The sequence below is a fragment of the Streptomyces durmitorensis genome (assembly GCF_023498005.1).
In the GTDB taxonomy this organism is placed as follows: domain Bacteria; phylum Actinomycetota; class Actinomycetes; order Streptomycetales; family Streptomycetaceae; genus Streptomyces; species Streptomyces durmitorensis.
In genome coordinates, this window is record NZ_CP097289.1 from 1,541,067 (window position 1) to 1,564,427 (window position 23,361).

Annotated in this window: 22 protein-coding genes; 12 read left to right on the top strand and 10 right to left on the bottom strand. The window is 72.5% G+C overall.

Annotated elements, in window-relative coordinates; genetic code table 11:
* Positions 1-126: 126 nt before the first annotated feature.
* Together M4V62_RS07160 and M4V62_RS07165 are read right to left on the bottom strand one after the other, a co-directional pair.
* Entirely contained in the window at positions 127-813 is a 687-nt protein-coding gene (locus tag M4V62_RS07160) for an esterase/lipase family protein (RefSeq protein ID WP_425575053.1), read from the bottom strand.
* 158 nt (positions 814-971) lie between these two features.
* Positions 972-1,703 carry a FadR/GntR family transcriptional regulator gene (locus M4V62_RS07165; RefSeq protein WP_249586385.1) on the bottom strand — a complete coding sequence of 244 codons (732 nt, stop codon included), beginning with the start codon at positions 1,701-1,703 and terminating at the stop codon, positions 972-974.
* A gap of 261 nt (positions 1,704-1,964) precedes the next feature.
* On the opposite strand from M4V62_RS07165, the gene M4V62_RS07170 reads away from it, so the two are divergent.
* The 3 genes from M4V62_RS07170 (at position 1,965) to M4V62_RS07180 (ending at position 6,233) form a co-directional block, all read left to right on the top strand.
* Positions 1,965-3,287, top strand: a complete 1,323-nt coding sequence (locus M4V62_RS07170) for an SLC13 family permease (protein WP_249592724.1) — start codon at positions 1,965-1,967, stop codon at positions 3,285-3,287.
* A gap of 89 nt (positions 3,288-3,376) precedes the next feature.
* Positions 3,377-4,843 (top strand): acyl-CoA synthetase, encoded by a 1,467-nt coding sequence (locus M4V62_RS07175; RefSeq protein WP_249586386.1) that lies wholly within the window; start codon positions 3,377-3,379, stop codon positions 4,841-4,843.
* Positions 4,836-6,233: a carboxyl transferase domain-containing protein gene (locus M4V62_RS07180; RefSeq protein ID WP_249586387.1), complete on the top strand. Its 1,398-nt coding sequence runs from the start codon at positions 4,836-4,838 to the stop codon at positions 6,231-6,233. The genes M4V62_RS07175 and M4V62_RS07180 overlap by 8 nt, the downstream gene beginning before the upstream one ends.
* A gap of 5 nt (positions 6,234-6,238) precedes the next feature.
* On the opposite strand, the gene M4V62_RS07185 is transcribed toward M4V62_RS07180, so the two are convergent.
* Positions 6,239-7,003 carry a MerR family transcriptional regulator gene (locus M4V62_RS07185; RefSeq protein ID WP_249592725.1) on the bottom strand — a complete coding sequence of 255 codons (765 nt, stop codon included), beginning with the start codon at positions 7,001-7,003 and terminating at the stop codon, positions 6,239-6,241.
* A 168-nt stretch (positions 7,004-7,171) separates the two neighbouring features.
* On the opposite strand from M4V62_RS07185, the gene M4V62_RS07190 reads away from it, so the two are divergent.
* Positions 7,172-8,221, top strand: a complete 1,050-nt coding sequence (locus M4V62_RS07190) for an NAD-dependent epimerase/dehydratase family protein (protein ID WP_249586388.1) — start codon at positions 7,172-7,174, stop codon at positions 8,219-8,221.
* Positions 8,222-8,325: 104 nt separating this feature from the next.
* Here M4V62_RS07190 and M4V62_RS07195 read toward each other — a convergent pair whose 3' ends face one another.
* Both M4V62_RS07195 and M4V62_RS07200 read right to left on the bottom strand, forming a co-directional pair.
* Entirely contained in the window at positions 8,326-9,438 is a 1,113-nt protein-coding gene (locus tag M4V62_RS07195) for a sensor histidine kinase (RefSeq protein ID WP_249586389.1), read from the bottom strand.
* 5 nt (positions 9,439-9,443) lie between these two features.
* Entirely contained in the window at positions 9,444-10,301 is an 858-nt protein-coding gene (locus tag M4V62_RS07200) for a response regulator transcription factor (protein WP_249586390.1), read from the bottom strand.
* A 124-nt stretch (positions 10,302-10,425) separates the two neighbouring features.
* Between M4V62_RS07200 and M4V62_RS07205 the strand changes: the two genes are divergently transcribed.
* Genes M4V62_RS07205 through M4V62_RS07215 form a run of 3 tightly spaced genes read left to right on the top strand, consistent with a single transcriptional unit; the run spans position 10,426 to position 12,529 of the window.
* On the top strand, positions 10,426-11,187 hold the full coding sequence (locus M4V62_RS07205; RefSeq protein WP_249586391.1) for a glycosyltransferase family 2 protein: 762 nt from the start codon (positions 10,426-10,428) through the stop codon (positions 11,185-11,187).
* The gene (locus tag M4V62_RS07210; RefSeq protein ID WP_249586392.1) at positions 11,184-11,849 is read left to right on the top strand and encodes a TIGR04282 family arsenosugar biosynthesis glycosyltransferase; all 666 of its coding nucleotides are present in this window, start codon (positions 11,184-11,186) and stop codon (positions 11,847-11,849) included. Before M4V62_RS07205 ends, M4V62_RS07210 begins: the two co-directional genes overlap by 4 nt.
* Positions 11,846-12,529, top strand: coding sequence for a class I SAM-dependent methyltransferase (locus tag M4V62_RS07215; protein WP_249586393.1), 684 nt, complete (start codon positions 11,846-11,848; stop codon positions 12,527-12,529). Before M4V62_RS07210 ends, M4V62_RS07215 begins: the two co-directional genes overlap by 4 nt.
* On the opposite strand, the gene M4V62_RS07220 is transcribed toward M4V62_RS07215, so the two are convergent.
* Both M4V62_RS07220 and M4V62_RS07225 read right to left on the bottom strand, forming a co-directional pair.
* Positions 12,481-12,960, bottom strand: a complete 480-nt coding sequence (locus tag M4V62_RS07220; RefSeq protein ID WP_249586394.1) for a hypothetical protein — start codon at positions 12,958-12,960, stop codon at positions 12,481-12,483. The two genes, M4V62_RS07215 and M4V62_RS07220, sit on opposite strands and share 49 nt — an antisense overlap.
* The gene (locus M4V62_RS07225; protein WP_249586395.1) at positions 12,960-14,237 is read right to left on the bottom strand and encodes a molybdopterin-dependent oxidoreductase; all 1,278 of its coding nucleotides are present in this window, start codon (positions 14,235-14,237) and stop codon (positions 12,960-12,962) included. The genes M4V62_RS07220 and M4V62_RS07225 overlap by 1 nt, the downstream gene beginning before the upstream one ends.
* 113 nt (positions 14,238-14,350) lie before the next feature.
* On the opposite strand from M4V62_RS07225, the gene M4V62_RS07230 reads away from it, so the two are divergent.
* The gene (locus tag M4V62_RS07230; protein WP_249586396.1) at positions 14,351-15,709 is read left to right on the top strand and encodes a hypothetical protein; all 1,359 of its coding nucleotides are present in this window, start codon (positions 14,351-14,353) and stop codon (positions 15,707-15,709) included.
* Positions 15,710-15,751: 42 nt separating this feature from the next.
* Here M4V62_RS07230 and M4V62_RS07235 read toward each other — a convergent pair whose 3' ends face one another.
* Together M4V62_RS07235 and M4V62_RS07240 are read right to left on the bottom strand one after the other, a co-directional pair.
* Positions 15,752-16,678 carry a hypothetical protein gene (locus tag M4V62_RS07235; protein ID WP_249586397.1) on the bottom strand — a complete coding sequence of 309 codons (927 nt, stop codon included), beginning with the start codon at positions 16,676-16,678 and terminating at the stop codon, positions 15,752-15,754.
* 22 nt (positions 16,679-16,700) lie between these two features.
* Complete coding sequence (locus M4V62_RS07240; protein WP_249586398.1) at positions 16,701-17,093, bottom strand: hypothetical protein; 393 nt, start codon at positions 17,091-17,093, stop codon at positions 16,701-16,703.
* A gap of 99 nt (positions 17,094-17,192) precedes the next feature.
* On the opposite strand from M4V62_RS07240, the gene M4V62_RS07245 reads away from it, so the two are divergent.
* Both M4V62_RS07245 and M4V62_RS07250 read left to right on the top strand, forming a co-directional pair.
* Positions 17,193-18,083 (top strand): hypothetical protein, encoded by an 891-nt coding sequence (locus M4V62_RS07245; RefSeq protein ID WP_249586399.1) that lies wholly within the window; start codon positions 17,193-17,195, stop codon positions 18,081-18,083.
* Between the two features lie 806 nt (positions 18,084-18,889).
* On the top strand, positions 18,890-21,016 hold the full coding sequence (locus tag M4V62_RS07250; RefSeq protein WP_249592726.1) for a CHAT domain-containing protein: 2,127 nt from the start codon (positions 18,890-18,892) through the stop codon (positions 21,014-21,016).
* A gap of 16 nt (positions 21,017-21,032) precedes the next feature.
* On the opposite strand, the gene M4V62_RS07255 is transcribed toward M4V62_RS07250, so the two are convergent.
* Entirely contained in the window at positions 21,033-21,800 is a 768-nt protein-coding gene (locus M4V62_RS07255) for an NPP1 family protein (RefSeq protein WP_249586400.1), read from the bottom strand.
* Positions 21,801-21,969: 169 nt separating this feature from the next.
* Between M4V62_RS07255 and M4V62_RS07260 the strand changes: the two genes are divergently transcribed.
* Entirely contained in the window at positions 21,970-22,809 is an 840-nt protein-coding gene (locus M4V62_RS07260) for an alpha/beta fold hydrolase (RefSeq protein ID WP_249586401.1), read from the top strand.
* Positions 22,810-23,019: 210 nt separating this feature from the next.
* A complete protein-coding gene (locus tag M4V62_RS07265; protein WP_249586402.1) occupies positions 23,020-23,304 on the top strand; it encodes a hypothetical protein in 285 nt (94 codons plus the stop codon).
* The last annotated feature ends 57 nt before the right edge of the window (positions 23,305-23,361 follow it).

Sequence of the window (23,361 nt, forward strand, 5' to 3'; positions counted from 1 at the left end):
GAGCAACACGTCCAGGAGCGAAGGACCAGGCGAATGGGGCCTGTCTCCGTACGCTGTCTCCGCGCGCCGGAAGCCGGGACCGGTCGTCGCCGGAAGCCGGGACCGGTCGTCGCCGAAAGTCGGGGTCTAGCCGCCCACGAAGGCCCGCACTCCCTGTGACACCCCGTCGTCGCCCAGCAGGTCGTTGTGTTTCAGGCACCCCGCCGCGTTGTTCGTAGCGCCGTCGATCCGCACACTGGCGTCCGGGTTGATGACCTCGTCGCAGTTGGACCACCAGGTCGCGTAGGCGACGTCCCCCGGTGTCTCGTCGCCCTCGGCGAGCCCGTCCTGTACGTACGAACCCGGTGTCATGTCACGGCAGGCCTGGGACCACGCGGCGCAGGCCCAGGCCGTGGAGGTGCCGTGGTTGGGGCCCGCGAGGGAGGCCCAGTGGGCGACCGTCCCGGTGCCGCCGCCGTGCTTGACGTACCAGCGGGTGACGAGGCTGCCGAAGGAGTGGGCGACGATGTCCACCTTGGCGGCGCCGGACCGTGCCCGCACCTCCTCGACGTACGCGGCGAACCTCCCGGAGAGCACCTCGTTCACCGACCGGCTGGTGTCGTACCCCCAGGAGAACAGCTCGGCGTCCGTGTATCCGGACGCCTTGAAGTCCTCGCGCAGGGAGCCCCACACGCCCGGATCGGCGTTGTAGCCGTGGACGAAGATCACCGGAGTGCGGGCGGCCTTCGGGGCCTCGTCCGCCCTGGCCGTGGTCAGCGGCATCAGCAGGGCGGCGGCGGCCGCGATGGTCAGCGGGACGGAGATTCGGCGCAGCACAGGTTTCCCCCTCGGGCCGGCGGACGTCACACGCTCACGGGGTCCAGGCCTCGTTACGCGTGAGTAGTGCCGAGAATGGTGAGGTCTGCGGCGGCGAATGAACAGCCCTGTGCGGCAGGGAAGTTACCGCGGGTACGGCGGAGTTCCGTCGTACGTCACGCCTCGGCCTGATCCGGAGCGCTCGCCTCGCCCTCCGGGTTCCAGTCGAGGAGCCGCACCTTCGCGACCGTCCGCACATGACGGCGCATCGCGGCCGCCGCCGCCCGGCCCCGGCCCGCCTCGATCGCGTCGAGGATCTCGTGATGCTGGGCGAGGGAGCGGGCGGGGCGGCGCACCTGCCGCAGCGACTCGTTGCGGCTCTCGGTGATCTGCTCGGCGATGGAGCGCATGAACTCGGCGAGCAGCGCGCTGTGGGCGGCCGCGGTCACGGCGGCGTGGAAGAGCCGGTCGCCCTCGACGCCGCGCTCGCCCGCCTCGATCTCCCGCGCCATCGTGTCGAGGGCGTCCCGCATCGCCCGCAGGTCCTCGTCCGTGCGCCGCTCGGCGGCCAGTTCGGCGAGTTTGGTCTCCAGGGCCTCGCGCGCCTCAAGGACGTCGGGCAGCCGCCGCTTGCGCTCCACGAGCCGCTCCACGGGCTCGGCGTCCAGGCTGTTCTTGACCAGATAGGTGCCGCCGCCGTGCCGCACCTCGACCAGGCCCTGCACTTCGAGTACGACGATGGCCTGCTTGACGGAGGCGCGGGACACGCCGAGGCGCTGGGCCAGTTCGCGTTCGGGCGGCAGCCGGTCACCGGCGCGCAGGCCTCCTTCACCGACGTAGGCACGCAGCCGGTCGAGCACCTGCTCGTACAGCTTCGTCCTGCCCATGGGGCGCAGCGCGTCAGACATCCCAACCCCCCATGTCGGTCCCCGTGCCGATGGATCCGCAGCCTAACAGCGCGGACCTGCCGATGGACGAGTGGACAAGTGGCTCAGCCAATTACGTCCGACCTCTTGACGGCCGAAACCGATACCCCGACGCTGAGTTCCGCCAACAGCCGGATTGGCTCAGCCACTTGGCCAATCGTGCACCCACCGCTCAGCCACCCGCTCGGCCGCTCGTGGCCGAACCACGCCTCCCCAGGACGGCCCCAGGGACGGGAGCCCATGATGTCCGCCGAACTGATCTCCATCCTCGTACTCGTGGTGGTCTTCGTGATCGCCACCACCCGCTCCATCAACATGGGCGCGCTCGCCTTCGCCGCCGCGTTCGTGGTCGGCGAACTGGTCGCCGACCTCGACGCGGACGGCATCTTCGCCGGGTTCCCCGGCGATCTCTTCGTCGTCCTGGTCGGTGTCACCTATCTGTTCGCCATCGCCCGCGCCAACGGCACCACGGACTGGCTGGTGCACGCGTCCATACGCCTGGTGCGCGGGCGGATCGTGCTGATCCCCTGGGTGATGTTCGTGATCACCGGGGCGCTCACCGCGATCGGCGCCGTCAGTCCGGCCGCCGTGGCGATCGTCGCGCCGATCGCCCTGAGCTTCGCCGCCCAGTACGGAATCAGCCCGCTCCTGATGGGCGCCATGGTGGTGCACGGGGCCCAGGGCGGCGGCTTCTCCCCCATCAGCATCTACGGCTCGATCGTCAACGGCATCGTGGAGCGCGAGAAGCTGCCCGGGAACGAGGTCGCGCTCTTCCTCGCCTCGCTCGTCGTCAATCTCCTCATCGCCGGGATCGTGTTCGTCCTCTTCGGCGGGCTGAAACTGGGCCGTCTCGGAAGCGTCGAGGCGAAGGCCGGGACGGCGGACCGGACGGAGAGCCGAGCGGAGAGCCGGGCCATGAACGCCGGTCCGGAACAGGCCAAGTCGGCCGAGAACGAGGCGGGTTCGCGGCTCGATCCGGCCAAGATCGCCACTCTCGCCGCCCTGGTCGCCCTCGTCGTCGCCGTGCTCGGCTTCGACCTCGACGCCGGTCTGAGCGCCATCACCCTGGCCGTGATCCTGAGCGCGTTCTGGCCGGACTCCAGCCGCAAGGCCGTCGGCGAGATCGCCTGGCCCACCGTGCTGCTGATCTGCGGTGTGCTCACCTACGTCGGTGTGCTCGAAGAGATGGGCACCATCGACTGGGCCGGTGAGGGCGTGTCCGACATCGGCGTCCCGCTCCTCGCCGCCCTGCTGCTCTGCTACATCGGGGCGCTCGTCTCCGCGTTCGCCTCCTCCGTCGGCATCATGGGCGCGCTGATCCCGCTCGCCGTGCCGTTCCTGGCCCAGGGCGAGATCGGCGCGGTCGGCATGATCGCGGCGCTCGCCGTCTCCGCCACCGTCGTGGACGTCAGCCCCTTCTCGACCAACGGCGCCCTGGTGCTCGCCGCCGCCCCTGACGTGGACCGGGAACGCTTCTTCCGGCAGCTGATGATCTATGGCGGGATCGTGGTGGCCGTGGTACCGGCTGCGGTGTGGCTCGCCTTCGTGGTGCCAGGATTCGGGTAGGACGAACCGCCGACCGGTCCGGCGCCCCGGACCGACGGCGGCTCGAAGGCACCTCCACGACGACCAAGACGACCAAGGAGATACGCAGCGTGAGTTCTCCCCACCCGCCCCTCTTCCCCTCCCTCGCCACGGGCCAGGACCTGCCCGCCCTGCGCTTCGGCGAGCGCTCGCTGACGTACGCCGGACTCGCGGCCGCGGCCGGTTCCCTCGCCGGGTCCATCGGCTCGGAACGCCGGGTCGCCCTGTGGGCGACTCCGACCCTGGAGACCGCCGTCGGCGTCGTGGCCGCGCTCCTCGCCGGTGTGCCCGTCGTGCCGCTCAACCCGAAGATCGGCGAGGGCGAGCTGGGGCACATCGTGGCGGACAGCGCCCCGACGGCGGTGCTCGTGGCGCCGGGCGACGAACTCCCCGCGCCGCTGCGGGCGTTGAAGCGTACGGACATCACGTTCGCCGGCAACTCGACGGCAGCGGAACCGGCCGTCCCCGCCCTGCCCGGCGAACCCGGCCCCGAGTGCCCCGCACTGATCGTCTACACCTCGGGCACCACGGGACCGCCCAAGGGCGCGGTGCTGCCCCGCCGGGCTCTGTCCACCACCCTGGACGCCCTTGAGGACGCCTGGCAGTGGACGTCCGACGACGTGCTGGTGCACGGCCTTCCGCTCTTCCACGTGCACGGTCTGATCCTCGGCATCCTCGGGCCGCTGCGCCGGGGCGGTTCGGTGCGGCATCTGGGCCGGTTCTCCGTCGAGGGGGTGCGGCAGGAACTGTCCGACGGGGCCACGATGCTGTTCGGCGTGCCCACGATGTATCACCGCATCGCGGAGGCGCTGCCCACCGACCCGGGTCTGGCCAAGGCCCTGTCCGGGGCCCGGCTCCTGGTCTCCGGGTCCGCCGCGCTGCCCGTGCACGACCACGAGCGCATCGCGGCGGCGACGGGACGCCGCGTGATCGAGCGGTACGGCATGACGGAGACCCTGATGAACACGAGCGTGCGGGCCGACGGCGAACCGCGCGCCGGAACCGTCGGAGTGCCGCTGGGCGGTGTGGAGTTGCGGCTCGTGGACGAGGCGGGCGCCGAGACGTCGGACCGGCAGGAGGTCGGCGAGATCGAGGTGCGCGGCCCGAATCTGTTCACCGAGTACCTGAACCGGCCCGACGCCACCGCCGCGGCGTTCACCGCCGACGGCTTCTTCCGCACCGGCGACATGGCGGTGCGCGACGAGGACGGCTACGTACGCATCGTCGGCCGCAAGGCCACCGACCTCATCAAGAGCGGCGGCTACAAGATCGGCGCGGGCGAGATCGAGAACGCCCTGCTCGAATACCCCGGCGTGCGGGAGGCCGCCGTGACGGGCGAGCCCGACGACGACCTGGGCGAGCGCATCGTCGCCTGGATCGTCCCGACCGACCCGGAACAGCCGCCGCTGCAAAGGGACTTGGCGGATCATGTGGCCGCGCAGCTCGCCCCGCACAAGCGCCCGCGGACCGTGCGCTATCTGTCGGAGCTGCCCCGCAACGACATGGGGAAGATCATGAAGCGGTCGCTCCATGCCTGAGTCCACGCCGGGCGGTCCGGCCCTGCGCCTGACCGCCCGCGCGGCCATCGCCGCCGTGGCCGACCAGGACAGCTTCCACGAACTCGCGCACCCGGCACGGGAGTTCACCGAGGAGGGCCGACAGGACGGGCCGCTGGTCTGGCAGGGCTATGCCGAATCGCGCGCACGGGCCGAGGAGCGCACCGGCGAGCGGGAGTCGGTGGTCTGCGGCGCCGCCACCATCGGCGGCACGCGGGCGATGGTGGTCTCCTTCGAGTTCGGCTTCCTGGGCGGATCCCTGGGCGAGCGCACCGGGGACCGCCTGGAGGCCGCGCACCGCCACGCCCGGGACCACCGGCTGCCCGTCGTGTCGCTGATCGCGACGGGCGGCAGCCGTATGCAGGAGGGCATGCGCGCGCTCGTCCAACTTCAGCGCGTGGCACGGCAGTCCGAGCTCACCGGCGCGGCGGGTCTGGCCCGGATCGCGGTCCTGCGTGATCCGACCACGGGCGGCGGCTGGGCCACCCTGGGCGCGGGCGCCGACCTGATCCTGGCACTGCCCGGCAGTCAGGTCGGCTTCGCCGGGTCTCGCGTACGCCCGCCGGACACGGATCCGGCGGCGTACACCGCGCAGGCCCAGCTGGCGGCGGGCGCGATCGACGAGGTCGTACGCCCCGACGAACTGCGCGAGGCGCTGGCGCTGCGCCTGAGGCTGCTGGCCTCCCCGGACGGGGACGCCCGCCCCCGCACCGAACCCGCCGAGCCCCCCGCCGCCCTGGGCCGCACCGACCTGCCCGCCACCGGCTGGGAAGCCGTCAGCCGTGCGCGCTCCCCCGAACGCCCGCACGCCGACGCCTACTTGGACGCCTATTGCACCGACCGCGCACCGCTGCGCGGCGACCGGTGCGGGGGCACCGACCCGGGGATGCTCTGCGGGTTCGGGCTGCGCGAGGGACGGACGGTCGCCTACGCGGCGCAGTGCGGGACGGCGACGACGCCCGCCGGGTATCGCACCGCGGCCCGTCTCGTGCGGCTCGCGGGGCGGCTCGGCATTCCCGTGCTCACGCTCGTCGACACGCCGGGTGCCGCGAACGGGGCGGAGGCCGAACGCGCGGGCGCGGGCGCGGCGATCGCCGATCTGTTCGCCGCCGTCGCCACCTCACCGGTGCCGGTCACCTCGCTGGTCATCGGCGAGGGCGGCTCGGGCGGCGCCCTCGCCCTCGCGGCACCGGACAACCTCTGGGCGACGCCGGACAGCTACTTCTCGGTCATCGCCCCGGAACTGGCCACCGCGATCCTCAAACGGGGGCCCGAGGAGACCCGGGCGACGGCGGAGCAACTGCGCCTGCGCCCACAGGATCTGGTCGAGCTCGGCGTGGCCCGGGGCATCGTGCCGGGCCAACACCCCTAGGGCGGTCAGCTCAGCCGGGCATCGGCGTAGACGGTCATCGCGTCGCGCTGATAGACGGCGAGACCGTCGGCGATCTTGTCGAAGTTGGCCCGCATCCGCGGGTCGTCGACATACGTCTGGCCCACTCCCCTGTACGCGGCCGCGCTCGGGGTCCAGAACCGGCAGATGCCCTGGTAGTTGGCGTCCACCTCGGCCTGGACCGCCGGGTCGGACACCGGCGTGCCGGCCACCATGAACTCCGCCATGCGGATCATCTGCGCCGTCACCTCGCGCTGCCAGCTCTCCGTGTCCTCGGCGGTCATCGCGTCGACGGCCTGCCGGGACTGTTCCCATGCCTGCGGCCATCGCTCCCGTACCTCGGCCTCGGCCTCGGAGGGGGGCTGGAACCCGTCGAACAGGTTCTCCGGCTTGTTGATCTTCGTCATTTCGCCCTTGTCCTTGCCTTCTTCCAGTTCGGCGATGGTGCGGCCGACCGTACGGGCCAGCGTCTCAAGACGGTCCCGTTCCGCGAGCAGCCGTTGGTGGTGCTCACGGAGCACAGCCACCTGGTCGAGCCTGCTGTCCAGGACCGCCTGGATCTCGCGCAGCCCCAGGCCCAGCTCCCGCATCAGCAGGATCTGCTGCAACCGCAGCAGATCGGCCTCCTCGTAGTAGCGGTGCCCGTTGCTCCCGATCCACGCGGGCGGCAACAGGCCGATCTCGTCGTAGTGCCGCAGCGTCCGCGATGTCACCTTGGACATCCGCGCCACCTCCGCGATCGACCAGGCCATGGCCGGTGCCTCCTTCGCCGGGCCGGTCTCTCCGGCCACACACCTGACCGTAGAAGTTGCCGTAACGGAAAGCGCAAGCCCGAAGCCCTGTCGGGCAGTCCTTACGGACCGGTGACGGAGCCCCGTCGGTGATCGCAAGGCCCGCTCGGCGCGCCTAGCGTGGGCCGCATGCGCGTACTTGTCACCGGCGGCGCCGGGTTCATCGGATCGCACGTGGTCGAAGCCCTCACGGAACGGGGGCACGAAGCGGTGGTGTTCGACGCTCTGCTGCCTTCCGCCCATGCCGGACAGCCGGGGCCGCCCGCCGGCCGGCGGTGGACCGTCGGCGACGTCCGGGACCGGGCCGCGGTACGGGACGCGCTGCGCGGGGTGGACGCCGTCTGTCATCAGGCGGCGATGGTGGGACTCGGCAAGGACTTCACGGACGCCCCCGAGTACGTCGCCTGCAACGACCTGGGCACGGCCGTCCTGCTCGCCGCGATGGCCAAGGCCGGTGTACGGGATCTGGTGCTCGCCGGGTCGATGGTCGTGTACGGGGAAGGGCGCTACGAGTGCGCCCGGCACGGCGTCGTCCGGCCGGGCCCGCGCGCGGCGGCGGATCTGGACGCCGGGCGCTTCGAGCCGCTGTGCCCCGACTGCGGGGCCGAGCTGCGGCCAGGCCTGGTGAGCGAGGAAGCGCCCGCCGATCCGCGCAATGTGTACGCGTCGACCAAGCTGGCGCAGGAGCATCTGGCCGCCGCGTGGGCGCGGGCGAGCGGCGGCCGTGCGGTGTCGTTGCGCTACCACAACGTGTACGGCCCCGGCATGCCCCGCGACACCCCGTACGCCGGTGTGGCCTCGTTCTTCCGTTCCTCGCTCGAGCGGGGCGAGGCGCCCCAGGTCTTCGAGGACGGCCGCCAGCGGCGGGACTTCGTGCACGTACGGGATGTGGCGGCGGCCAATGCGCTGGCGCTGGAGGCGGTGCGCGAGCGGGATGCCGGGGCGTTCACGGCGTACAACACCGGCAGCGGGGAGCCGCACACCGTCGGCGAGATGGCCGGGGAGCTCGCGCGGGCGTTCGGGGGCCCGGACGCGGTGGTGACGGGTGAGTACCGGCTCGGCGACGTACGGCATGTCACGGCGGACTCGGCGCGGCTGCGGGCGGAGCTGGGGTGGCGGGCCGACGTGGGCTTCGCCGAGGGGATGGCCTCCTTCGCGAAGGCGCCGCTGCGGGGATAGCTCCGCAGGGAACGGTCGCCGAGCTCGGCGACGTACGGCATGTCGAATGCGGACTCTGGGCTGCGCCGCCCCGGGGGTGGCCGGGACGGTCGGGGGCTCAGCGCTTACGCGCCTGCCGTGGGCAGGGTGACCTCGAAGCAGCAGCCGCCCGCCACGTTCCGGACGGCCGCCCGGCCCTGGTGGGCCTCGACGATGCCGCGCACGATCGCCAGGCCGAGGCCCGCGCCCGCCGGGGGTGTGCGGGACTGGCTGCCGCGCCAGCCGGTGTCGAAGACGCGGGACAGGTCCTCCTCGGGGATGCCGCCGCAGCCGTCGGTCACGGACAGGACCACGCCGTCCGCGGAACGCTCGGCGGCCACCGCGACGGTCCCGTCGGCCGGGGTGCGGCGGATCGCGTTGATCAGGAGATTGCCCAGGACGCGGCTCATCTCCTTGCTGTCGACCTCCACCGGGACGGCTTCGACGCTGTCGCCCACGAGATGCACCCGGTGCTCGCGGGCGAGCGGGTCGACGCCCGCGAGCGCGTCGCCCACCAGGTCGTAGACCGAGATGCGCGAGGTCGAAAGGGCCAGCGCGCCCGCGTGGATGCGGGAGAGCTCGAAGAGGTCGCCGACCATGGAGTTGAGGCGTTCGACCTCGGTGCGGATCTGGCGCAGATAGCGGTCCGGTTCGGCCGCGACGCCGTCCTCCAGTGCTTCGGACATGGCGCGAAGACCGGCCAGCGGGGTGCGCAGGTCGTGCGAGATCCAGGCGACCAGTTCGCGCCGGGAGCGTTCCAGGGCGCGCTCGCGCTCCCGTGACTCGGCGAGCTTGGCGCTGGTCGACTCCAACTCCCGGGTCAGGGCGGCCAGTTCCGCGCTGACGGGTTCGGGCGGGGCCGCGAAGCTGCCGCCGTCGCCGAAGGAACGGGCCGCCAGCGTCAGGGCCTTGCTGCGGGCTACCACCCAGCGGCCGAGCAGCAGCGCGGTGGCGAGCGAGACCATCGCGGCCATCGCCACGACGACGGTGACCACCTTCAGGTCGTGCGGCGACAGGAACATCTCCCAGGCCACCGCGAGCGTCCCGGCCAGCATCGCGAGCACCGCGACGGCCGCCACGACGGTCATCGCGACCGCGAGGGAGCGATGCCGCAGCAGGCGCAGCGTCAGGGCGCCCAGGAGTCCGGCGCTCGCGGCCCCCAGGAAGGCGAAGAGGGCGATGAGGAGGATGTCCTGCATGCGGGTCAGCCTTCGGCTCGGGGCGGTACGCGGTCGTGCTGGGCGCCATGAGCGGCGTGGGTGTCGGGTACGTCGGATACATCGGGTGCATTGAGTACGTCAGCTGCATCGAGTACGTCGGGTACGTCGAGGCGGTATCCGAGCCCCCACACCGTCTGGATCAGGCAGGGCCGCGCCGGGTCGTCCTCGACCTTGCCGCGCAGCCTGCGGATGTGGACCGTGACCGTGGACAGGTCGCCGAACTCCCAGCCCCAGACTTCCCGCATCAGCTCCTCGCGCCCGAACGCCTGCCCGGGGTGGCGCAGAAGGAAGGCGAGGAGGTCGAACTCCCGCAGGGTGAGGGCGAGTTCGACCCCGCTCTTGGTCGCGCGACGCGCCACCGGGTCCACCCACAGGCCCGCGGCCCGCAGCGTGGCGACGGTCTCGGGAGCGCGGGCCGCGCGGCTGCGCCGCAGCACCGACCCCACCCGCAGGACCAGCTCGCGCGGGCTGAACGGCTTGGTGACGTAGTCGTCGGCCCCTATCTCCAGGCCCAGGATCCGGTCGTCCTCGTCGCCACGGGCGGTGAGCATGATGACGGGCACCGGACCCTTGGCGCGCAGCCTGCGGCACACCTCCAGACCGTCCATGCCGGGCAGCATCAGATCGAGGACGACCAGGTCGGGCCGGAACGCCCCGGCGCGCTCAAGTGCCCCGAGGCCGTCCTCGGCGCGTTCGACCGTGTAGCCGCCGCGCTCCAGGTAGCCCGCGACGACCTCGGCGACGGTCGGATCGTCGTCCACGACGAGGACCCGGGGCACGTCGGGCGCGCCGTCCCCGGCGTGCGGGCGGCCTTGCGGTGGCGGTGGCGGTGGCGGCTGCATACGGCAAGCCTCGCACCTGCCGCGCGCGGATCCGCCGGTCAGGAGCGCCACCGGTTGCCGACGTCCCTGTTTCGTAAGAACCTCAAGTCCGATATGTCCCGTTCGGATTCATAGGGTGAGTCACATGACCCCCTCCCCCTCCGTAGAGCCCGACGTGCCCGGCACACCCGACGCGCGCGCCGTCCGGGTCGACGTCGTCCTGCCCTGCCTCGACGAGGCCGCCGCCCTGCCCTGGGTCCTGGAACGCGTCCCCGACGACTGGCGCGCCGTCGTCGTCGACAACGGCTCCACCGACGGCTCGGCGGACATCGCCCGCGCCCTGGGCGCCACCGTCGTCCACGAGCGGCAGCGCGGCTTCGGGGCCGCCTGCCACGCGGGCCTCACAGCCTCCGACGCGGACATCGTGTGCTTCTGCGACTGCGACGCCTCCCTCGATCCGGGGCTACTGCGGCCCTTCGTACGCAGAGTGACGGACGGAGAGGCCGATCTGGTCGTCGGACGGCGGCGCCCCCAGGGGCGCGGTGCCTGGCCGCCGCACGCACGCGCGGGCAATGTGGCGCTCGCGCGGATGCTGCGGCGGCGCACCGGCGTACGCCTGCACGACCTGGGACCGATGCGGGCGGCGCGGCGCGAGGACCTGCTCGGGCTCGGCCTGACCGACCGGCGCAGCGGATACCCGCTCCAGATGGTCGTACGGGCGGCCGACGCGGGCTGGCGGATCGAGGAGCGGGACGTGCCGTACCTGCCGCGCTCCGGGAAGTCGAAGGTCACCGGAACGTGGCGGGGGACGTGGCACGCGGTGCGTGACATGCGGGCCGTGCTCGCGGAGGAACCGCGGACGGCCTCCGGCACCGGTGCGCGGCGCGCGGCGGGCGGTGCCCTGTGACCGCGTACGGGACGACTCTGCTCGTCATCGCCAAGGAGCCGCTGCCGGGGCGCGTGAAGACCCGCCTCACCCCGCCCTACACGCCCGAGGAGGCCGCCGAGCTCGCCGCGGCCTCGCTCGCCGACACCCTCCACGCCGTACTCGCGGCGCCCGCCCACCGCCGCGTCCTGGTGCTCGCCGGGCAGCCGGGGCCCTGGGTGCCCGCCGGCATCGAGGTGGTTCCCCAGTGCGCGGGCGGCCTGGACGAACGGCTCGCCGCGGCGTTCGCGGGCTGCTCGGGCCCGGCCCTCCTGGTCGGCATGGACACCCCCCAGATCACGCCCGGCCTCCTCGCCCCCGCGCTCGGCCCCGACGCCTGGCGGGAGTGCGACGCCTGGTTCGGCCCCGCCGTCGACGGCGGATTCTGGGCGCTCGGCCTGGCCGAGCCCGATCCGGAGCTGCTGCGCGGCGTCCCCATGTCCAGGCCCGATACCGGCGCCCTGCAACGGGCCCGGCTCACCGGCGCCGGGCTGCGGGTGCGCGACCTGCCCCTGCTGCGCGACGTGGACACGGCCGACGACGCCGGGAAGGTCGCCGACGCGGCGCCGGGCAGCCGGTTCGCCACCACCCTCGCCCGCCTCGGCACGGCAGCCGGACACGCGGGACGGGGTGACGGCCGATGAGCACCGCACTGCCGGACGCCACCCTCCGCAGGACCGGCCCCGCGGCCACCCCCTGGCGCGCGGATCCGTACACCAACGCCCTGCGCAACGGCCACGGCCCGCTGTTCCTGCGCCGCAGCGACGGCTGGCTGCTGCCCCTCGATGTCGAGCGCTGGTGCGCCGACGCCGACGCGGCCGACCTGTCCGCGCTGCGTCGCTGCGAGGGCAGCGTGCTCGACATCGGCTGCGGGCCCGGCCGCCTGGTGGCCGGAGCCGCCGCCCGTGGCCATCGCGCCCTGGGGGTCGACGTCAGCCAGGCGGCCGTCGACCACACGCTCCGGCTCGGCGCCGCCGCGCTGCTCCGCTCCGTCTTCGACGCGCTGCCGGGCGAGGGCCGCTGGGGCACCGCGCTGCTCATCGACGGCAATGTGGGGATCGGCGGCGATCCGGCCGCACTCCTCAAGCGCGTCGCCCAACTCCTTTCACCCGGCGGCCTGTTGATCGCCGAGACCGTACAGATGGATGTCGACGAGCGGGTGGAGGTGCACGTCGACGACGGGCACGGCGCGCTGGGCGAGCTGTTCCCCTGGGCCCGCCTCGGCACGCCCGCCCTGCTGCGGCACGCCCGCCCGCTCGGCTGGCAACCGGCCGATCAGTGGACCACCGGCGGCCGTTCGTTCCTGGCCCTGCGCCGCGTCTGAAGGACCCGGCACAGCGCGGACCCCGCGAACAGCAGGGCCGTGACGATCAGCCACCGGACGAGGAAGTCACCGGCCGGGAGCCCGGTGGAGGACTCATAGCGCTCCACCTGTCCGGCGATGAGCGGGAACCAGACGAGCAGCAGCAACCCGGAAAGGAAAGCGGGGACGCGCACGAAGTTGATCCACTCCCTGCGGTTGCGCCGCCCACCGGCGGCGGCCCGCAGCGCCCGGTCGGCCAGTGCGTACGCGGGCACGAACAGCAGATCGTGCACCAGCGCCGCACCGACGAACCAGACGGCGATCAGCAGCCAGTCACCGTCCAGGAGACGCACTCCCGCATACCCGGCGAGCGCGAAAGAGCCGAGCAGCACCAGGAGTTGCAGCGGCCCCTCGCCGTACCACCGGCGGAATCGGTGCGTGAAACCGGTCATCACAGCTCCCCGAAGGTCAGACGGGACACCCACTTGGTGTTGAGCACGCCGGGCGCGGCCGGGACGATGATCCGCGCCGGGTAGCCGTGGTCCGGCGACAGGTCCTCCCCATTGACCTGCAGCGCGAGCAGGGAACGCGGGTCGCGTACCTGGTTGTCGCGCAGGGCGGCCTTGCGGAAGGCCCCGCGCCGCTGCAAGGACTCCACGAGAACGCCCGGAGGGTCCTCGTCGAACCCGGCGAGTGCCGCGAGATCCCGCAGCCGCACCCCGCGCCACCACTGGTCCGACGTCGACCAGCCCTCCACGCACGCGATGGGCAACGCGGCACTGTGGAGGGAGAGTTGAAGCAGATCCTCCCGGGAAAGCCTGACGTCTTCGCCGCCCCGTGGTCCGCTGACGACCAGCCGCCACAGCTCACCCGTGTCCTGCCGCTCGATGCCCACCTTCGCGGCCGTCTTGTTGATCTGAAAGCCGTTCGGCCCGCTCCCCGGATCACCGCCCCCGTGCGGGGCGAACAGGGCAGTGCGGCGCAGAGGCCCGTCGAAGTTCTGCCCCACCGTCGTGACCAGCAGCAGGGCCGATCCCGCACCGACCATGCCGAGCGCGCCGCGCCGCGACACGGTCGGCTCGGCGGCCCCGGGCGCCACCAGACCTCCCTCGTCGGCCGGCTCGGGACGCGGATCCCGCAGGCGTTCGCGCCATCCCTCCTCGCGCAGCACGCGTACGACCTGGGGCAGGCGCAGCACGACATGGGCCGCGAACGCGCCGAAGAACACCCAGGCCCCGTAGAAGTGCAGCGGATAGAACGAGCCGGGAAAGAGGTACTCCAGCTGGACGTTGAGGACACCGGTGACGAACTCGAACAGCGCGCCGCCGACCAGCAGGAGCAGCGACACCCGCTCCAGGGCGTGGCCGACCGACCGCGCCGGAGGCAGCGCGAAGAGCTTGGGGATCACCGACCACAGCTTCGCGAGCAGCACCGGGATCAGCGTGATGCCGACCGTGACGTGCAGGCCCTGGTTGAGGCGGTACAGCCAGTGCGGGTCGGTCGGCCAGTCGAAGAGGTAGAAGCCGAGGAGGCCCTTGTCCGGTGTCTTGTCGTTGACGGGTGAGAGATTCGGGTTGTACGCGGCGTACGACAGCAGGCCGGTCACGAACAGCACCGTGATGCCGAGCAGCAGGACGACGCCAAGGACCGAAGTGAGCCAGGGTCCGCGCAGCGGGCTGCGCCAGAAACCGGGGTCGGCAGGGGAGGTCATATGGGGGACGGGGGGCATGAATCGACCGTATGCCGGGCCCTGCCCCTGGATGGGCCCACGACTCATGACGAAACGCTGACGTCATCCCTCGGAGTCCCGGCACTCACTCCACCTGCGCCTACGGTGCAGACGTGAGCACCACAGAGAGCACCGGCCACCGCCGTGACCTGGCCGCGGCCGCCGTCGCGGCGCTCCTCGTCGTCGCGGCCGTCGCCGTCGGCGCATCCATCGAGGACACGGACGGCACCCTGCACCTCAACTGGCCGCCCCTGTACGCCCAGTGGGATCCGCACATCGGCCCCGGCACGCCCGCCGCGCTCGCGGTCGCCCTCGCCGTGATCGCGTACGCCCCCGCTCTCGCCGCGCGGCTCCCCTGGCGGCCCCTTCTCCTCACCGCCTGGGCCGCCTCCCTGGCCTGGATCTGGTCGCTCGCGCTGATCGACGGCTGGCACCGGGGCGTGGCGCGGCGGCTCACCACCAAGTACGAATACCTCCAGGTCATCGACCGCTTCGAGGACATCCCGGCCACCCTGCGGGACTTCACACGGCACATCCTGATCGACTCCCCCGGCCACTGGCCCGCCCACACCGCGGGCCATCCGCCGGGCGCCACCCTCACCTTCGTCCTCCTCGACCGCGTCGGCCTGGGCGGCGGCGCCTGGGCCGGTGCCTTCTGCATCACCGCGGGCAGTACCGCCGTGGTGGCCGTCCTGATCACGCTGCGCGCCCTTGCGGACGAGGCGACGGCCCGCCGGGCGGCTCCCTTCCTCGTCCTGGCCCCGGCCGCGATCTGGGTCGGCGCCTCCGCCGACGGGTACTTCGCCGCCGTCACGGCCTGGATGATCGCCCTGCTCGCGCTCGCGGCGACGCGCAAGGTCCGCTCCCCCGCGACCGCGGCCCTCGGCGCGGGCCTGCTGTTCGGCCTCACCTGCTACCTCTCGTACGGCCTGACCCTGTTCGCCGTCGTCGCCGCCGCCGTGCTGCTGATCGCCCGGACCCCGCGCCCGCTCCCGCTGATCCTTGCGGGAGCAGCCGTCGCCCCGCTCGCCTTCACCCTCGCGGGCTTCAACTGGTGGGAGGCGTACCACCTCCTCGTCGAGCGCTACTACCAAGGAGCGGGTGGCATCCGGCCGTACGGCTACTTCGTCTGGGCCAACCTCGCCTGCACGGTGCTGGTCATCGGCCTCGCGACGGTGGCGGGCCTGCGCAGGGCGGTGGCGTCCGCGCCCGGTGCGATCGGCCGTCTGCGGACCGGCCGGACGACACCCGCCGACCGGCTGACCGCGCTCGTCCTGGCCGCTCTCCTCGCCCTGCTGGCCGCCGACCTCTCCGGCATGAGCAAGGCGGAGACGGAACGCATCTGGCTGCCCTTCGCGACGTTCCTGCTCGCGGCCACGGCGCTCCTGCCGGCGGCGGGCCGCCGCCACTGGCTCACCGCACAGGCCGTACTCGCGCTCGCCGTCAATCACTTGCTGTTCACGGGGTGGTGAGGGAGAACTGGAACTGGTCTGGGGAATTGGTGCGGGGCGACGTCAGTCTGCCTTCCGGAACACCTCCGACATCCCGTCCCCCGTGTCATGGGCCAGCAGCCCCGTCGTGTCCGGCCCGAGCAGCCCGACGCGCGTGGCCAGTTCCCTGCCGTGGACGTCGACGGCCGCCTCGGTGAGGCCCGCGAGCGCGTCGAGCGCGGCCCGTGCACGGGAACGGGCCACGGCCCCGCACCCGACGGCGACCAGCGCGGCGGGCCACCACCAGCAGGCGAGCAGGGCATAACCCACGGCCCAGGCGGCGAGGCGGGCCGCCGCGCTGAAGGAGTCACGGGCCGCCTCGATCTGCCGCACGGCGGGTTCGGGGAGGATCAGCCACAGACGCGGCCACAGGGCGGCGAGGTCCACTCCGTAGGCGGCCTCGACGCGGTCCGCCGTCGCCTGCATGCGGTCGCCGTACCAGGTGGGGCGTTTCGGTGCGCACAGCGAGATACGGTCGCGGGCCTCGCCGATGGCCTGGATCCGCGCACCCACGCTCCTGTCGACCCTCACCGCACCGTCTGCCGCCGAAATGGTCGGGGTGGCACGCGCGACGGCGTCATCGAGCTGCGCGTCCCATGCCAGCCACTGCCGTTCGCGCCGCGCGGTGAGGGCGCGCGAGAGCGGGTCCCGGCCGAAACGCAGCCAGTACTTCTCGATCGCGCCGCCGAGGAACTGCGAGGCAAGTGAGGCCGCGGCCGCGGTGAGCAGGACGAGAGCCACCAGGAGCGCGGCGGTGCCGGTCCGGTCGAGTGCGGGGCGGGCGGCGAGGTCGTCCAGCGTGGCGCGCAGCCGGTCGACGTCGTGCCAGTGGCGGTGCCCCAGGGTGGTGCCGACGGCTGTGGCGGCGAGGAAGAGGGCGCCGGGCAGCACCAGGAGGTTCAGCCAGCGTTCGGTGAGCTTGCCGCCCAGCGTGGCGAGGAGCGGGTTCATGAGGCCGCCGGACCGGAGCCGGTCACTGCCCGGGGTCCAGTCGGCCCTTGCGCATGCGTGCTCCGTTGACCGCGCAGTGGGGGGCGGGCAGCAGGTCGCGGGCGCGTTCGAGCCTGCTGCAGTGGGCCGGTCCCGGGCACACGGCCACCCTGATGTGCGACGCGAGGCCGGGGGTCATGGCTCCCCGGGAGCCGTTGATCAGCCCGCCCGCGTCCCCGGCCCTGCGCATCGCGTCATCGAGGGATTCGTAGCACTCCGCGATCGTGTCGGCGCCCGCACCGGACCGCAGCAGGTCCCTGGCCCGCTCCGCGGCCTGCCGGACCCCGGGCTGCCGCAGGTCGTCGGACGAGCCGAGCAGGGAGCACAACGCCGCTGTGCCGCGGGCGAGTTCGGGACGGTCGGGCGATACGGTCATGGTCCAAGTGTGCCGGAAAGCAGACGCAGTTGAGCATGAGTCGGCGCGCTACGGGAGTCGGCGAACGCCACCGGAGTCGGCAAGAGGGGGAGCTGCAGGGTGAGGGACGACCGGGACCGGCATGTGCAAGCGATCCGTGCGCGCTTGGCGCGGGCCGGGGCCTCCGAGGGGGTGGTGCGCGCGGACGTGGTGTTCGACCCCGAGGCGGACGCCGAACTCCGGGCACTGCTGTGCGGCGCCGACACCGGCGCCGACCTGGAGGCCCGGCATGTGGCCGGCTGGCTCTGCTTGGCTCGCGCGGCGGCCTCCGACGACGCGCGGGGCAGCGTCCACGGAGGCATGGCCGGAACGCTGCTGTTCCCGGTGTGGATGGCCGACCCGGCGCTCGTGCCGCCGCAGTTGGCCGCAGGCTACGAAGCCACCGACCCCGCGGACCGCCCCGACCCGGCGCACGCGGACGGTCCCGCCGAGTGGTCGGTGGAGTGTGCCGCGGCCGTGATCGCGGCCGAGGGCAGGCAGCACCGACCGCCGCCGGACGCCACCGAGGACGACCTGCGGCTGTACGACCTCGCGGTGCGGGTCGGCACCTCGACGCCGTCGCGTGAGGTGCTCCTGGGCCTGGCGGTCGGGATGGGCAGCCTCGCCGTCCTCGCGACGCCGGAGCACGACCCCACGTACGCGACCCGTGTCGCCGATCTGACCTACGTACTGTCCCTCGCCGGGCAGCGCGTAGGTCAGATCGGCGACGGGGCTCCGACACGGCGCTGCGTCTCACCCACCGCACCCTCAAAGGCCTTCCGGCCGACTCACCCGACCGGTTGCTCACGCTCAGCAACCTGGGCATCCAGTTCCTGGACAGATACAGGGAGTCGTACGACACGGACGACCTGTACGAGGCGGTCGGCATGGCCCGTGACGTGCTGGCCCAACTGCCCGCACGGAGCCCGCATCTGGCCCACTGCCTCAGCACCCTGGGCGGCACTCTGCTGATGCTGCGGCAGCGGGAGGGCGGCACGCCCGAGGAGCACGACGAGGTGGTGGACCTGCTCCGCCGTGCCGCTCCCGACGACCCGAAAGGCCCGGCCGTGGCAGGCCTCAACCTGGGCATCGCGCTCACTCTGCGGTACCAACGCGCTGGCCGCCCAAACGACTTGCACGAGACGGTCGACGTGCTGACCGCAGCACTGGAGGCGGCAGGGGAGGACCCGGCCCGGCGCATCTCCGTCCGCAGCACCCTCGGCAACGCGCTGCGCGCACGCTTCGCACTGACCGGCGATCCGGCCGATCTGGACGCGGCGATCACGCATCTGTCCGCCGCGGTCATCGGGGCCGGGGAGCCGACGTCCCGCACCGCATCGCAGCTGATCGCCCCCGCGATGGCCCTGCACGCGCGGTACGGCCTCGACCCGGAAGGCAACAGCGCGGACCTCGTCGAGGCCCTGCGGCTGCTGCGCCAGGCCGAGCCGCTCCTGCCACCGAACCACCCGGAGCGGCCCGTGACGCTCAGCGACCTCGGGATGGTGCTGAGTACCAGCCACCAACGCACCGGACATCCAGAGGAGTTGAACGAGGCGATCCTGGCTCTCAGGGAGGCGGTGGAACTCACCTCCGAAGGGCACGAGATTCTCAGCGTACGGCTGCTCAACCTCGGCATGGCCCTGGGCCTGCGCCACCGCCTGACCGAGGACAGCGCGGACCTGCGGGAGGCCCAGGCGTGCCGGAGCCGGGCCTCCGAGCTGCCTCATCTCGGCGACGCCCACCGTGCGACCCTGCTCGGCTCCACGGCGATCAGCCGGATGAGCGGACTCGAACGTGCCGCCGACCCGGCAGCCCAACTCGACGAAGCGATCAGCCTGTTCAGAGAGGCACTCGCCCTCACCTCGGCCGTCGACCCCAAGTTGCCGCGTCGGCGCCACAACCTGTCCCTAGCTCTGATCAACCGCAGCCAGGCGGCGCGAAGGACCGACGACGCGCGGGAGGCACGCGCTCTCGCCGACTCGGTGATCGCCGCACTGCCCGCGGACTCCCCCGAGCTGCCCGGTGCCCTGACGGCGGCCGCCGGCGCCCGCCTGTCGGGCCTTGGCGCCCTGTTGTCGTCGACGGTCCGGGGCGAGGCGATCGCGCTGTTCCGCCGGGCGGCCGAGGGCACCCCGCCCGGCCATGCGCAGCGCACGCTGCGCCTGACGAACCTCGGCAAGATCCTGCGGGTCCTGTCGACCGGCCGCGGCCGCCGGACCGCGCTGGCCGAGGCGGCCGAGGTGTTCCGGACGGCGGCCCTGGAGCCCCAGTGCGCGCCCTCCGAGCGCCTGGACGCCGCCCGGTCCTGGGGCGACACCTGGGCGGAACTCGGAGTCTGGGACCGCGCCCTTGACGGCTACGTGGTGGCGGTCGACCTGCTGCATTCCGTCGCGCCCCGCCATCTGGTGCGCGACGACCAGGAGTTGCTGCTCGGCCGGACCGTCGGTCTGGGTGCCGCGGCGGCGGCGTGCGCCGTGCGCTGCGGACGGCCCCAGCTGGCGGTGGGGCTCCTCGAACAGGCCAGAGGCGTGCTGCTGTCCCACGCCTTCGACGCCGACAGCGATCTGACCCGGCTCCGGGAGACCGCCCCGGACCTCGCCGGCCGCTTCGAGGAACTCCGCGAGGCTCTCGACTCGGCGACCGACGGCCGGGGCCCGCTCGGCGCGGAGTTCCTGGGCGAAGGCCCCTTGCACACATCGCGGACACCCGACGCTCAAGCCGACCGGCGTCAGCAACTGGCGGCCGAATGGCGGGAGCTGACCGACCGGATCCGTGCCGCGCACCCGGAGCTCGGCCTGCTGCGTCCGGTGCGGGAGTGGCACGAGCATGAACTGCGCGCGACAGCGGCGGCGGGTCCGGTGGTCCTGGTCAACGTGTCCCCGTACGGCAGCGACGCACTGGTCGTCGGCGAGCACTCCATCGACACCGTGCCGCTCCCGGGGCTCACCCCCGAGGCAACGACCGTACGCAGGAAGGCCTTTCAGGACGCGTTGGAACGCATAGAGGCGCCCGGGACCTCCCGAAAGCAGTCGCTGCGCGCCCAGCACGTCGTGCGGGACACGCTCGCCTGGCTGTGGCAGGTGGTCACCGGCCCCGTGCTCGACCACCTGGCGGTCCGGGCCACGCCCACCGGAGCCCTGGCCCGCGTGTGGTGGTCGCCCGCCGGAGCCCTGGGGGCGATGCCGCTGCACGCGGCGACTCCTGCCGACGGCGCGTCCGGTGCGCTGGACCGGGCGATCTCCTCGTACACGCCGACGCTGCGCGCGCTGCACCACGCCAGGCAGCGGGCCGCGCGCCCGGCGGGCACCGGTGCGCTCGTGGTCGCCGTCGGCGAGGCGACCGGCTTCGCTCCCCTGCCCGCCGCGCACCGTGAGGCCGAACACCTCGCCGGGCTGCTGCCGGGCCCCGAGGTGCTCACCGGCGCGTCCGCCACCCACTCCGCGGTGGTCTCCGCCCTGCACCGGCACGCGTACGCGCACTTCGCGTGCCACGCGGTGGGCGATCTGGAGCGCCCGTCCGGCAGCCGCCTCGTCCTGCACGACCACGCGGAACGCCCGCTGACCGTCCGCGACCTCGCCCGGCTCAGGCTTCCGTCGGTGCGGCTCGTCTACCTCTCGGCCTGCGACACCCTGCGGACCAGCCCCGAACTCGCCGACGAGGCCGTCCACATCGTCAGCGCCTTCCAGATCGCGGGCTTCCCTCATGTCGTCGGCTCGCTGTGGCACGTCGACGACACGATCGGCGCCCGTGTCGCCCAGGACGTCTACGAGGCCTTGAGCAAGGGGGGTGGGGCGCTGGACGTCGACCGTACGGCCGAGGCCCTGCACTCCACGGTGCGTGCGCTGCGCGACTCGTATCCCCAGACCCCGAGCCTGTGGGCGTGCCAGGTCCACGCGGGTCCCTAGAACTCCCGGACGCGCTTCAGGCGTTGGGGTCGAACGGAATCCCGGCAGGTTTGGCCTTCTCTAGGTGGTAGTTGAAATTGCCGTCCTTGAGCCCGAAGACGGCACTGCCGAAGTCGGCCTGAATCAGTTTCTCCCGCACGCCCGCGGGAAAGCCGTTCCAGCCGACGAGCCCGGGGAACTGCCAAGCCTGCTCGTGGTTCTCCGGCGGCTCGTCGTTGGAGGCGGCGGGCCGGAAGCAGTGCGTGCTCACACCGTCCTTGTGGTAGACGACCTTGGGGTGCGTGCCGTCCCAGCGGATCTGGTCGCGGCCGTAGACATCGAAGTTGCCGTGGGCCGACGTGGAGACGTAGCGGGCTTCGTTGTTCTGCACCCACACCACCACGTGCTCCCAGTCGTGCCGGTGCCCACCGAGGCCGCTGCCCGCCACGGCCTGATCCTTCTCGAAGTACAGGCCGTACATGATGGCGCACCAGCCGTTGTTGCACTTGGACCGGGCGTACCCATTGGTGTTGTCGAGGTCCCAGGAGTCACGGCACTGACCGTTGACGGCCCCCGACGGATTGAGGCCTCCATTGACGCTGCCGTCGGGCCCGATGGCGGGCGTCGGATAACAACCGTCGGTGTCGTAGTCGTAGGCAGGCTGGAACGTCTGCTCAAGCCCGTCCGCACTGGCGGGCAACGACGTGGGCGGATCCGCGAGCGCACTGCCCGGAAGAGCGACGACCAACGCGAAGGCGCTGCCGACGACGAACGACGCTCTGCGGATGCGTGAGGCCTTCTTCACCATGTCCTCCTGATCCGTCGCGGTGTGGGGCCGCGACCAGAAGTGACATGCCCACATCACACGTGTCCCACGCGTCTCCCGCCCCTCTCACCCCTCCCGCCACGGCAGCCTCGACCTGCCCCACGCCCCGCCTCTCCTTACGCTGGACGCAGAGGTGAGGAGGGCCGTCATGTCCGCCGTCGCCGTGCACGAGGCAACGCTGCGCGCGGGGCTCGTCCTGCCGTACGCCGAGGTGGGCGACCCCGCAGGAACGCCGGTCGTCCTGGTCCACGGCTACGTCGACTCCTGGTGGGCGTTCGAGCCGCTGCTGCGGCGCATGCCCTCCTCCCTGCACGGCTACGCGCCCACGCAACGAGGCCACGGAGACGCCGACAAGCCCACGGACGGCTATCTCCCCGAGGACTTCGCGGCCGACCTCGTCGCCTTCATGGACACCGTGGGAATCGAGCGCGCCGTGCTCGTCGGGGCTTCGAGCGGTGGGGTGCAGGCGCGCATCGTCGCGGGCCGCGATCCCGACAGGGTCGCCGGGCTCGTGCTCCTGGGCGTTCCGGTCACCCTCGCCGACAAGCCGGGTGCCGCCGAACTATGGGATGTCGTACGGGAGTTGGAGGGTCCGGTGGACCGTGACCTCGTGGAACGGTTCGCGCTCGGCATGACGGCCGAGCCCCTCGCTCGCGGCTTCCTGGAGACCGTCGTCGAGGAGAATCTGAAGGCACCCGCCCGCGTGTGGCGCGAGGCGCTGCGCGGCCTCCTCGAAACCGATCTGCGGGCGACGCTGTCCGGGATCCTCGTACCCACGCTGGCGGTCTGGGGCGACCGCGACCCGATCCTGACGCGCGAGGAACAACAGACGATCCTCGACACCGTCATCGGCTCCCGGCTGATCGTCTACGAGGGAGCGGGTCACGTCGTGCACTGGGACAGGCCGGAACGCGTGGTGAGGGACATCGCCGCCTTCGCCGCCTCCGTCGACGGCAATGGCAATGGCAATGGCAATGGCGTCGGCTGATCGGCGAGGGCCGGATCCCCGTGCCCGCCATGCCCGCCGTGCCCGCCGTGCCCGCCGTGCCCGCCGTGCTCGCCGTAATGCTTGCGGGTGCCATCGGTGGACGGGCGTGCTGTCCTGGCCATGGGACAGCGGCCGCCGAGCAGCGACCCCTTCTCCAGACCCTCCGCACACCCTCATCGCACTCCCCTCCTCACACAAGGAGCAGCCGCCATGGCGATCTTCATGCACGCTTGCCTCCCGGGTGTCACCACTGACCAGTACGACTCCCTCAACGCCAAGCTCCAGCAGACGCCCGAGATCTTCGACGGCTGCATCGCCCACGTCTGTGTCCCGAGCAGCGACGGCCTGGACATCTATGACATCTGGGAGTCCGAGCAGCACATGCAGGCGTTCGGCGAGAAGATGATGCCGATCGCCGAGTCGGCCGGCCTGTCCGGTCCCGGAGGACAGCCCGAAGCGTTCTCCGTGCACAACTACTGGATTCCCGGAGCCTGAACGCCGCAAAAAGCCGGTTGCCCTGCGGGCCCGGCCCGCACGGGCGACCATGAAGGC

Bases quoted from the DNA above. Each gene is read 5' to 3' on its own strand.
- M4V62_RS07240 (WP_249586398.1), bottom strand. From the start codon at position 17,093: ATGACCGTATCGCCCGACCGTCCCGAACTCGCCCGCGGCACAGCGGCG.
- M4V62_RS07200 (WP_249586390.1), bottom strand. From the start codon at position 10,301: ATGCAGCCGCCACCGCCACCGCCACCGCAAGGCCGCCCGCACGCCGGG.
- M4V62_RS07250 (WP_249592726.1), top strand. From the start codon at position 18,890: ATGAGCGGACTCGAACGTGCCGCCGACCCGGCAGCCCAACTCGACGAA.
- M4V62_RS07225 (WP_249586395.1), bottom strand. From the start codon at position 14,237: ATGCCCCCCGTCCCCCATATGACCTCCCCTGCCGACCCCGGTTTCTGG.
- M4V62_RS07180 (WP_249586387.1), top strand. From the start codon at position 4,836: ATGCCTGAGTCCACGCCGGGCGGTCCGGCCCTGCGCCTGACCGCCCGC.
- M4V62_RS07195 (WP_249586389.1), bottom strand. From the start codon at position 9,438: ATGCAGGACATCCTCCTCATCGCCCTCTTCGCCTTCCTGGGGGCCGCG.
- M4V62_RS07185 (WP_249592725.1), bottom strand. From the start codon at position 7,003: ATGGCCTGGTCGATCGCGGAGGTGGCGCGGATGTCCAAGGTGACATCG.
- M4V62_RS07170 (WP_249592724.1), top strand. From the start codon at position 1,965: ATGTCCGCCGAACTGATCTCCATCCTCGTACTCGTGGTGGTCTTCGTG.
- M4V62_RS07190 (WP_249586388.1), top strand. From the start codon at position 7,172: ATGCGCGTACTTGTCACCGGCGGCGCCGGGTTCATCGGATCGCACGTG.
- M4V62_RS07220 (WP_249586394.1), bottom strand. From the start codon at position 12,960: ATGACCGGTTTCACGCACCGATTCCGCCGGTGGTACGGCGAGGGGCCG.
- M4V62_RS07235 (WP_249586397.1), bottom strand. From the start codon at position 16,678: ATGAACCCGCTCCTCGCCACGCTGGGCGGCAAGCTCACCGAACGCTGG.
- M4V62_RS07260 (WP_249586401.1), top strand. From the start codon at position 21,970: ATGTCCGCCGTCGCCGTGCACGAGGCAACGCTGCGCGCGGGGCTCGTC.
- M4V62_RS07215 (WP_249586393.1), top strand. From the start codon at position 11,846: ATGAGCACCGCACTGCCGGACGCCACCCTCCGCAGGACCGGCCCCGCG.
- M4V62_RS07165 (WP_249586385.1), bottom strand. From the start codon at position 1,703: ATGTCTGACGCGCTGCGCCCCATGGGCAGGACGAAGCTGTACGAGCAG.
- M4V62_RS07205 (WP_249586391.1), top strand. From the start codon at position 10,426: ATGACCCCCTCCCCCTCCGTAGAGCCCGACGTGCCCGGCACACCCGAC.
- M4V62_RS07265 (WP_249586402.1), top strand. From the start codon at position 23,020: ATGGCGATCTTCATGCACGCTTGCCTCCCGGGTGTCACCACTGACCAG.